At 49.0% G+C, this 7,388-nt stretch carries 4 protein-coding genes, 4 tRNA genes and 4 pseudogenes; 4 read left to right on the top strand and 8 right to left on the bottom strand.

Annotated elements, in window-relative coordinates; translation table 11 throughout:
- Window positions 1-397 precede the first annotated feature (397 nt).
- Together BG74_RS01940 and BG74_RS18735 are read left to right on the top strand one after the other, a co-directional pair.
- Window positions 398-817, top strand: coding sequence for a hypothetical protein (locus BG74_RS01940; RefSeq protein ID WP_066596206.1), 420 nt, complete (start codon window positions 398-400; stop codon window positions 815-817).
- A 441-nt stretch (window positions 818-1,258) separates the two neighbouring features.
- Complete coding sequence (locus BG74_RS18735; RefSeq protein WP_073961031.1) at window positions 1,259-1,492, top strand: transglutaminase domain-containing protein; 234 nt, start codon at window positions 1,259-1,261, stop codon at window positions 1,490-1,492.
- Window positions 1,493-2,321: 829 nt separating this feature from the next.
- On the opposite strand, the gene BG74_RS01935 is transcribed toward BG74_RS18735, so the two are convergent.
- The 8 genes and pseudogenes from BG74_RS01935 to nagB all read right to left on the bottom strand — a co-directional run bounded on the left by BG74_RS01935 (window position 2,322) and on the right by nagB (window position 6,017).
- Window positions 2,322-2,396, bottom strand: a tRNA-Gln gene (locus tag BG74_RS01935).
- Window positions 2,397-2,402: 6 nt separating this feature from the next.
- A tRNA-Met gene (locus BG74_RS01930) sits at window positions 2,403-2,479 on the bottom strand.
- A 36-nt stretch (window positions 2,480-2,515) separates the two neighbouring features.
- A tRNA-Gln gene (locus BG74_RS01925) sits at window positions 2,516-2,590 on the bottom strand.
- A gap of 42 nt (window positions 2,591-2,632) precedes the next feature.
- Window positions 2,633-2,717: transfer RNA gene (locus tag BG74_RS01920), tRNA-Leu, on the bottom strand.
- 590 nt (window positions 2,718-3,307) lie between these two features.
- A pseudogene (locus tag BG74_RS20225) lies at window positions 3,308-4,500 on the bottom strand (asparagine synthase-related protein); the annotation flags it as partial.
- A complete protein-coding gene (locus BG74_RS12355; protein ID WP_187202504.1) occupies window positions 4,499-4,840 on the bottom strand; it encodes a hypothetical protein in 342 nt (113 codons plus the stop codon). The pseudogene BG74_RS20225 and the gene BG74_RS12355, both read right to left, overlap by 2 nt.
- A 61-nt stretch (window positions 4,841-4,901) precedes the next feature.
- Entirely contained in the window at window positions 4,902-5,186 is a 285-nt protein-coding gene (locus tag BG74_RS01910; protein ID WP_066596204.1) for a hypothetical protein, read from the bottom strand.
- 16 nt (window positions 5,187-5,202) lie between these two features.
- Window positions 5,203-6,017 (bottom strand): annotated as a pseudogene (nagB, locus tag BG74_RS01905) (glucosamine-6-phosphate deaminase).
- A 415-nt stretch (window positions 6,018-6,432) separates the two neighbouring features.
- Between nagB and BG74_RS20220 the strand changes: the two are divergent.
- Window positions 6,433-6,621: pseudogene (locus BG74_RS20220) on the top strand (hypothetical protein); the annotation flags it as partial.
- Window positions 6,622-6,747: 126 nt separating this feature from the next.
- Window positions 6,748-7,382: pseudogene (locus BG74_RS12350) on the top strand (PTS glucose transporter subunit IIA); the annotation flags it as partial.
- Window positions 7,383-7,388 lie beyond the last annotated feature (6 nt).

The raw sequence follows: 7,388 nt of genomic DNA, 5'->3' as shown, positions 1-7,388 counted from the left end.
AGCGGGGATCGGCTATTCTGCGCAGGCGTCTAATCAGCATACCGCGCAGCCGTGGCCTCTATCTTTTCTTTTTAAACAACAATGCTTGCCTCTCTCTCACACTGGGAGTTGAGCCGCCTATTTCAGGAGACGGCGACTTCACGTCGTGCGCCGCCTATATCAGGGGATAATTGCTTCGCGTCCTGTGCTTCTCTTTCAGGCGATCGTTCGCTTGGGTATTGCTATTGGTATGCCGTCTCATCGGGTAATAATCAATTAGAAAATAATTCAAATTAAATAATATAGTTTTTATTAAACGCTAATGATTTATTTCCCTCAAGGCCAATACTATAGCCAGCATAGCGGCCGCTCGGGGCATTAATTTACAGGATGAGAAAGTAATAAATAAAGATACTCAATGATGAAGGGAAACTTTTGTTTCGTAGTTATTGCACTTTATACTCATAAACCCCCGCCCACACGGCAAACGCCAAATCGATCACTAAAGTGCCAACTCGCCAGCCGCATCAAGAAAGCATATCATTTCAACTCTGATGGCATCGTTGATTGCCGCTACACTGCCACGGTGCAAATTTTGACCGCCGCCGGGCGTTATAGGGTATCGCGCATGGATTTCAGCTATTTCAGTTATCCGGAAGAGGATACGTTCACGCTCTTTGACGCTAGCGTACGTATCACAGATGAACCGGCGCAGCCGCCCATGAAGGCCAAGGTCGACATTCGGACTAAATCCCTACCTAGTTTTTTTCGCGTAATAAAACGACTTCGCTGGCGTTTCCTCATTTACGCAAGCATGTTGTCATCTGCTATATCGTAAAGCACCACTATGCTGCTGTCCCTATCTTCCCCATGTGACACGAGCTGGCATTCCACCCTGATGCCGAGCAGCTGGATGCGTATCAGATGACCTAATACCACTGATCGGTCATTGTATTATCAAGCTCAATTAACCGATCAGTAAGACTACGTGGGACAAGAAAAAGATTGAGGTGACGCTGGTTAAGCCACGCTATGAAAATTACATCAACGAATTGCCCAATGGTTATGTACGTATTATTCCTTATCTTCAAGTTGGCAGCTCCCCCTTAGCGCGCAAGGACAACCTTGGCACAATATAATCTTACTTTGCAACAATTAGTTGCCGCGTGACGCACGGCGGGTGATACAAAGTCTTCAATGGCGTCCCGCGGCCGCGCAAGTGGCGGAGATAATGCACCTGCACTGCTATTATCTTAGCGATTGGCCATTATCTTAGCGATTGGCGCGCCAGAAATCGCAGTTATGTCCTCCTCTCCTTGATCTCACCCAAATAGAGCAGAATGGCTATGGCGATTGTATAGACTTGTCTGTCCTGATGACGGCGATTCTGCGCGAGGCGGGCGTACAGGCGCGGTCGGCAATGGTGGAGCGCAGGCTGTATTATGCCCCTCCAAATCATGTTAATGTGCAAGCGAAAATAGCCGGCAAAATCAAGTGGCTGGATCTGACGTAATATTTTTATGCGCCGGGTTATGTGACCTTGGCCCCGGACCCTCCTTCAGGATCGTGCGACGCAGGTGTTTACGCCGGAAGGAAAATTAATCGTAGACGCCATCCCCGTCTTCATCCCGCGGTAGGAACAGCGCGTGGAGCGGGAGGAAATTTTACCGTGGCGGGGTATCGACGATCCATGAGCGGCAGGTCAGGATGTTAGACGGGGAAAACTGGCCACGCTGTTTCAAAAGGATCGCGACAATGGCATGGAGAGTATCAATTTGTCGTTATGCAACATGGTGGCAAACGAAAACGTCCAATGTCGGATAGACGACCAGGCTACCAGTTTCCTGATATCTATAGGGTCACATCCACGCTGAAGACCGCCACGCCCCCACCGCGAATTGCGGATGCAGGCTATCTCTATCTTGGTAGCCTTATTACCCCACACTGTGTGGGATGATTTTAACCGTTATCTGCGCGAAAGGGGGTAACCGATATTTATTTAGGGGAACTGAGAAAACTGCTGTAGTTGATTAATTTGGTTAGCTAGGGGATTACCGCGGCAATAGACGCCCGCCGATTACGCTTCCAATGGTTCGATATCGACATAGCGGGGGAGAAAATGGCGCTCAGGTACTACTACAGCAAACAGACAACGATCAAAACGCTCTGGATAAGCCATACTGACATAATGCAGTCGGCGTTCCAGACGCTGGTGACTTGTGCCAGCTATTGCTACGATCTCGTCTTAATTTTATCGTTAATGAGCCTGGGGTTTGGTTATGCAGCCATAAAAAACGCTTCCGAAGGAGCGTTTTCTTATTCCTGCCAGCGCATGCTTTATATGGCTGGGGTACCAGGATTCGAACCTGGGTATGCCGGAATCAGAATCCGGTGCCTTACCGCTTGGCTATACCCCAAAAATATGGTGGCTACGACGGGATTCGAACCTGTGACCCCAGCATTATGAGTGCTGTGCTCTAACCAGCTGAGCTACGTAGCCGCTTAGCAGCAGACCTTGATATCGGCAGGTTATTATTGGCTGGGGTACCAGGATTCGAACCTGGGCGTGGCGGGATCAAAACCCGCTGCCTTACCACTTGGCTATACCCCATTTGCTGCTAACCGAAACCCCATTTGCTGCTAACCGAAACGATGGTGCGGGAGGCGAGACTTGAACTCGCACACCTCGCGGCGCCAGAACCTAAATCTGGTGCGTCTACCAATTTCGCCACTCCCGCAAAGTATAGTGGCCGCGACGGGATTCGAACCTGTGTTACCTAATCATTACGAGTGCTGCGCTTCTAACCAGCTGAGTTATGCAGTCAATCTTCCGCATAACCTATATTCGGCGTTGCGGGGCGCAATTATGCGGAGTTGACGAACTTCAGTCAACCCTTTTTTCTTTTAACCGGCATTGCGCGTGCTATTTTTATCTAGCTTATTAATAAGATGATGATAAAAGAGGCTAACACAATGATTTTCCCGCGCTCAATGGCGTGAATCTCGGAGCGGTAAGGGGTCTTTTAACCGGGGAAATATGGATGACTTATGAGGTGGTAGACTTCTGGTTCGCCAGCGTGATAATCGTCCTGGGAACGTCAGCGCGGCATAAGCCCGCCTTTCTTCCTGTCGCACGCTGGCGCGATACGGCGAACACATCAGCGCTAGCCACACCTACCTTTCATCATGCTAATGTAAAAGGAACTCCTGTCGCCCTTCGGTGACGGGATTCAGATCGGGTTCTGACCTCCGTCGAGGTGTGTGCACAGCACCAGGCGACGCCTGCCTGCAGCCTGCTTGACAGAACGGCAGGGCGATCGGATGCCTGTTAATAGGACGAAGCATATTCGCCTATCGCGCGACCGGAGAGATCGTTTATTTTTTTGAAGGGATTCATTCCATTCAATGGCCTTGGTGGAATATCTGACCATAGACAGGCCTCCAGGGACATATTCTGCGGCGCTCAGCAGCGGGAACAGCGCTTCAATCTCCCGGTACAGATAACCTTATTTGGAGGTAGGCGTGTTGTACGGAAAACGGAAATTAGCATTGGCCAGCTGCCAATCGATGATTTGCTCCGCGGCGATGGCTTTCAGGATATAGATCCAACTTTAGCCCACCACTCCGTCGGAGAATTGCTCTTTTTGCTGCTAGGCGACTCTCTCTGGCAGATAATCGGCGAATCGCTCGCGCAAAACGTGTTTTTCAATTTTGTCGTTGCTACACATGTTATCCTGTTATCCTGTTATCCTGTTATCCTGTTATCCTGTTATCCTGTTATCCTGTTATCCTGTTATCCTGTTATCCTGTTATCCTGTTATCCTGTAGGTTGATTCGCATGGCCACTGTCCAGAAATTGCTTATCTAGGAAAAGAATTCGCGCTTCGACGTCCCAGGCGGACATCACGTTGTTGGCGCGGGCGTGGCGATACATATACAGGACTTGCAGCTTACGTACCAGCTCTTCGTGGAACTCTTTATCGTTCTGAGCCTTGTGGAAGTATATGAAATAGCCGCTGAAAACTTCATCAGCGCTTTTGCCGAACAGGACTATTTTGATGCCCATCACTTTGATCTTGCGCGATATTAAATACATTGGCGTCGAATCGCTAATAGTCGCAACATCATGAGTTTCGATGCGGTAGATCACGCTACGAATCGCTTTTATCCCTTCTTGTACCGTAAAATGGATTTCATTATGCACCGTGCCCAGTGTCGCTACTTTACTAGCGGCGCTCAGATCCGACGAGCCTTCCAGGCCCATGGTGAAGGAAGGAGTGTAACTGTGGTTACTAGGCTTTGCTTTTAGCCTGGTCTTCCACCCGCCGGCGGGGTGGTATATTTTTAGTGATGGCGGGGATAATAGAAGAATTAAGTCCACCGGACAGCAGCACGCCGTAAGGCACGTCAGATATCAGATGGCTTTTCACCGACTCCTCAAGCGGCGCCTTGTCGGTAACGTTGTCCTTCACCCGAATAGTCGAACCAATCGCGCTGATAGTACTGAAGCATTGCTCCGTCACCCCGACTGAGCAACAGATGCATGCACCCATCGCTCTATCATGGCATTAGCAGTAATAGTTTCCTTCCAGACAGCTAAAATTGCCGCAGTGTCAAGCGTTCTCCTAGCGGAGAGACCTGGATATGGCCATTTCACTGACGTTACCATTTGCTGCCGAGGAATATCTTGGCCGTTAATTACGATCACAGCGCCGGTACCGCGCAGTGCATCTTTACCAAAATGGAATCGGCGCAGTCCTGGGTTGTACCAAAATAGTGTTCCGCTAGCGCCAAACTGCGTATGCCGTACCCATAACACGGTGAGATTGAAGCACTGTTGTGCTTTAAAGCGGCCGGCCAATGGCGAACTTGTATATGGGGTATATAGCGGATAATACCGGAGAAGGGATCAAAAATACCATTTAAAATCTATTAAATAGAGATAAAATCGCGGATTTTACGTTGCGCTTGCTCGAGAAAGTCGGTGATAACCCCCATGAGCGCCCGCTAGCTCCAACGTCTGCTGTGTCTGCTACAGTATCGGGAAGCACGCCTCCAGCAGGGAGGAACCTTCCGCTCAAATCATAGAGCATGATCGTCGCATCATGATGGCAAATGGCGTCGATAATGCCGTCCGCGACCACCAGTGCGCGGTGATCGAGAATCTCGCCACCGGTATAGATGTGGTCGTTGGTTAAAGCATACATGGTTAGCTCTGGGAGGTTAGTCAGCGGTGTTCAGGTTGCCTTTTTCCAGTTCACAGAAGTATTTGACCGTTTTCACCTTCAATTCCTGAGTAGACGGTTCATCACACACCATCACGGTTTTTTTTAGCATGTAACTGCAGGCAGGTAATGGTCCATATATGATGGACATTCCCTCTACTGCGGCCTGCAGCGTGGTCCTTAATTCCCTATCACTAGAATCATCACTTCTTCCGCATCTAGAAGCGTACCGACACCAACTGTCAGTGCGTAGCAGGGGACGGACTTGCTCTATGCCGTTATCGAAGAAGCGCGAGTTGGGCCCGGCGTGTCTCCTAGATCAGGGTTTTGATGCGTGTGTGCGACGCTAGAGAAATACAGGGTTCGTTAAAGGCCGATATGCCCGTTGTTGTTGACGCCGTCCACGAACAGGTGAATTTGCCATAAGATTTAATCTCTTCTTCATAACGGCGGTATTCGGCGTCAATATCTGGCGCATTGCCGTTCAGGAGATTTATGTTTTCCCGTGGAATGTTAATATAATTATATATTATAATATATAATTATATTATAACTTTCTGGATGCTTAACGGACAGACCGACATATTTATCCATGTCGAACGTAACCACATGTATAAAGCTGACTTAGTCCGCTTTATACATCTTAATCAGGCTGTTATAGGCATCCAACGTCGTGCTGCCGGTGGGCAGGCCAAGAATAAATAGATGGCGGTGCCGCGCTGGGACTGAACATGTTGATACGGTTGACGATATGACGGCCGGCTCGGCCCATTGGCCTACTTGAGCGGCGGTGTGTAATAGAATCAGTCTCATGTTTGACCTCGTAAAATGTTGCGGGGCATTGTATGACCGAGGAGTATATAACCGCTCTGGGTACCGATGCCGAAATCCGACGTATCATCCTTCTCTTCGGGGAAACTGCACATTGATTTTTTATTGAATAATATTTATTATTATAAATAATATATTTATAACAAAAATAGAGCGATTCAAGATGAAATCTTTGCTGGAAAACGGCTATTATTTTGTGAAGAGAGTTAAACCTTTCGCCTGACGACGGGTGCAACCGCGATGACAGAGATTGGCTCAACGAAGGTGAGGTGTCAGCAGACCTGCCGGTAAAAAAGTCATGCTAATAGGGAAAAAGGTGATGATACTTAGTTAGTTTTAAAAAATAGGCCGGGCACTGATAGTCCAGGTGGCGACACTGCCCGCCGCTGCTATCCTGATGGGGTGGCTATAGGATTGACCTGGTTGACTGTGGGGTCAGCCAACGTTATTTGCGGCGTTTTTCATTAAAACCGGCTCGCCGATTATTGAAAATATGTCGGTGCTGTTCGCCATTAGTGTTACCCATGGCTTGTCAAAAAACAAAGATGGCGCCGCGGCGCTTACCAGTTTAGTCGTATTCTTGGTGGGATTATTTCCGCTGTTTCAATTTGCTCACCCCGGGACACGAATTACAAATGGCCGGCGATGAGGCCGATGGCTATTATGTGAACATTTATGCCTCTGGTGAAGTTAAAGGGGATGAACGAAAATCCTGGCGCGTTGGTATATCAGCACCATTGGTAGCTCGGATAATCTGGCCAAGTATTGATGCCTATATCACCCGTCTGCGTCTAAGCGTGAAAGATAGCTCTCTGGTCAATGATGCGGTTGCAAAAAACCTCGGCACCCATGGTGTGATCTGACTAAATAAAGAAATCCTGAAAATCATCGTCGGCACCATGACCATACGTACTACCGTGCTGGCAAGCAGCTCCCGCGCCGCAGTGAAGTCGATGGTGGTTTTGCTGGATTAGGTGCCGGATGAAACGTTCGCCAGCCGCCCCGTAAGTGAGGGTGTTGCTATACTCCTCACCGATAAACTGGTGCTATCGTTGGCGAACGGCACGCTGGTAAAAGTATTCAATACCCATCACGCCTTCTACCTGGAAACCGACAGCGACGTTGAAGTGGCGGTGCAATTAGTATCGACACCGTGGCCCTTGACAGGCAGGTTTTTGCGTGCCTGGTGGAAGAAGGTAGTAAGGTAATACAGGGATAGCCTATTCTGGAGCTGCACCTGGCATACTTAAACGAAACGCTAACGCACGCTCGATGATAAGCCCGGTTATCGTGAGCAATACAGAGGAATTCAGCACTCTAACCACCACTGCCACAACACCACGGTAGTGGCAG

It is taken from the genome of Sodalis-like endosymbiont of Proechinophthirus fluctus (assembly GCF_001602625.1).
Lineage (GTDB): Bacteria > Pseudomonadota > Gammaproteobacteria > Enterobacterales > Enterobacteriaceae.
This window is presented reverse-complemented; position numbering and strand designations above follow the sequence as displayed.

Coding starts and splice junctions, on each gene's coding strand:
- BG74_RS01940 (WP_066596206.1), top strand. CDS start 398: ATGATGAAGGGAAACTTTTGTTTCGTAGTTATTGCACTTTATACTCAT.
- BG74_RS01910 (WP_066596204.1), bottom strand. CDS start 5,186: ATGTATGCTTTAACCAACGACCACATCTATACCGGTGGCGAGATTCTC.